Origin of the sequence: Synechococcus sp. R6-7, assembly GCF_047461695.1 — a bacterium.
Taxonomy (GTDB): Bacteria; Cyanobacteriota; Cyanobacteriia; order Thermostichales; family Thermostichaceae; genus Thermostichus.
The window spans coordinates 1-2,551 of record NZ_JANSHS010000051.1; the positions used below are offsets into that span (position 1 = coordinate 1).

The window sequence follows — 2,551 nt, forward strand, 5'->3', positions numbered from 1 at the left end:
CTTGCTGTTTCTGGATTGCGACGTGCGGCTGGGATCCGGTGCCATTGAAGCGGCCTTAGGACATTTGCTGGCAAGCGGCAGCGGCTTGGTGAGTGTAGGGCCGCAATTGGTGTGCGGTTGCCTGGCGGAGTGGCTGGTGCAACCCATCATGATGACCATCCTGGCGGTGGGTTACAACTTTGCCGCCGTGAACGATCCCGACAACCCCAAAGCCTTTGCCTTTGGTCCCTTCCTGCTGTTTCGGCGCTCTGCCTACGAGCAAGTTGGCGGGCATGCCGGAGTGGCCGATGTGGTGATCGAGGATGTGGCCCTGGGGCAACGGATCAAAGCCCAGGGGTTGGGCCTGCAAATTTGCCTGGGAGGGCCGCGGGTGCGCAGCCGCATGTATGCCAACGGGGCTGCCCTTTGGGAAGGGTGGACCAAAAACTGGTTCCTGGGCCTGGAGCGCAACTGGGCCTTGGCGGTGTTGGCAATGGGTACGGTCTTGGGGATCTGCAGCTTGCCCTGGTTGGGGGTGATCCTGGCTGGGGCTACGGGATCCCTGGAGGTGCTGTTGGCCAGCTTGGCAGGGATCCTGGCCCAATTGGCCATCCGGCTTCTGCTCCGGCATTGGGCGCATCTGCCCCTCTGCTACTGGTGGCTAACGGCAGTGGGGGGTTGGGCGACAGCGGCCATCATCTTGGCTTCGGCCATCCGCACCACCACCGGCCGCAACTGGACTTGGCGGGGCCGTTCTCTCGCCGTCCACTGACCGGAGTGCGCCAACACCCCAGAAATGGTACAAGAACATGGTCTAATGGGGGATGTTCGGAAAACAGGCAAGCTGGGTTTAGAAACAGCGGAATAGCACACCATGCAGGCTCTGGTCATCGGATCTGGGGGGCGAGAACACGCTCTGGCCTGGAAGCTGTTGCAGTCTCCCCAGGTTACTCGGATCTACTGTGCCCCCGGCAACGGCGGCATGCAGCAGCTGCCCCGCTGTCAATCCGTGGCTTTGGCGGCTACCGACATTGAAGGCCTGGTGCGGTTTGCTACCGTACAAGGGATCCGCCTGACGGTGGTAGGGCCAGAGCTGCCCTTGGTGCAGGGGATCGTGGACGCCTTCCAGGCAGCAGGGTTGCCCATTTTCGGGCCTAGCCGCGCCGCTGCCCAACTGGAAGGAAGCAAACTCTGGGCTAAGCAATTGATGCAAGAGGCGGGGATCCCGACTGCTCGCGCTACCGGCTTTGCTGAGCTATCTGCCGCTGTGGCCTATCTCGACTCCCAGAGTTTCCCAGTGGTCATCAAAAAAGATGGACTGGCTGCCGGCAAGGGGGTAACCGTTGCCCAAAACCGGGAAGAAGCCGTGCAAGCCCTGGAAGCAGCCCTGGCCAAGCCGGGCGATCAGGTGCTGATCGAGGAGTTTATCCCCGGCCAGGAGGTGTCGGTTTTGGCTCTAACCGATGGCCAGATCTGTGTGCCGCTGCCACCTGCCCAGGACTACAAGCGCCTTGGCGAGGGCGATACCGGCCCCAACACCGGCGGTATGGGAGCTCATGCCCCTGCCGATCACCTGGTCACTCCAGAAGGGTTGGCCCGCATCCAAGCCCAGATCCTGGATCCCACCCTGGAGGCTTTGCAACGGCGGGGCATCCGCTACCAGGGGGTGATCTATGCCGGTTTGATGATCACGCCCAGTGGGGATCCCTACGTGTTGGAGTACAACTGCCGCTTTGGGGATCCAGAGGCTCAAGTCCTCCTGCCCTTGCTGGAAAACCCTTTGGACGAGGTGCTGCTGGCCTGTATAGAAGGACGGCTGGCCCAAATCCAGCTCAAATGGAAACCCGGCTATGCCGCCTGCGTGGTGATGGCAGCCCCAGGCTATCCCGATGCTTACGAGCGAGGGATCCCCGTCTCCGGCTTGGATGCAGCCGCTGCTACAGGGGCGTTGGTGTTTCACGCGGGTACCCGCCAGGCGGGCAAGCAGCTCCTGAGCGATGGCGGGCGCGTTCTCTGTCTTACCGGCCAAGGGGCAACCCTACCCGAGGCCCTGCGCCAAGCCTACGCAGCCGTGGAGCAAGTGCAGTTTCCCAAAGCCTACTATCGTTCCGACATTGGCAGCCACGCCCTGGGGCCTGCCGTCCGCCGAGGAGTGATCCCTACCCCATAAAGCCATCCCTTGCCCTCTCAGCTGCAGCCGGATGGAAGAAGCCCCAGAGGGGTCGCTCCTCCAGGGCCCATAAAGCAGCTTTGAAAAAAGCTTTGATGCTTAGACGATAGCGCTTTCGGTAACAAGACGGCAACAGTGATATCAAAAGCTCAACTTTACTTTAGATTCCTTAACAATAGCCCTCTGCTTTGACTAGGCACGGATATTGCTGAGCTGAGTCTCTCCCCTCTCGAGGGGGATCCCCCATTAGCCCACTTGAACTGTTGCGGACCCGGATCCCCTAGAGCAGGCATTTCCTCTCCCAGGGTGGAAGAGGGGTTGGGGGTGGTCGTCTGGGGCAGCGCATGGCAGAGGAGACTATCTCTCTCAAATAGATTCAGCTAGAAATCGCAGGAGCCCCGC

2 protein-coding genes are annotated in these 2,551 nt (G+C 61.1%); both read left to right on the forward strand.

Annotation, left to right across the window (positions count from 1 at the left end):
• Positions 1-751: glycosyltransferase family 2 protein (locus NW815_RS02075; protein ID WP_414415660.1), on the forward strand; the 751-nt coding region annotated here is incomplete at its 5' end.
• Between the two features lie 102 nt (positions 752-853).
• Entirely contained in the window at positions 854-2,149 is a 1,296-nt protein-coding gene (purD, locus tag NW815_RS02080; protein ID WP_414390503.1) for a phosphoribosylamine--glycine ligase, read from the forward strand.
• Positions 2,150-2,551: the final 402 nt, after the last annotated feature.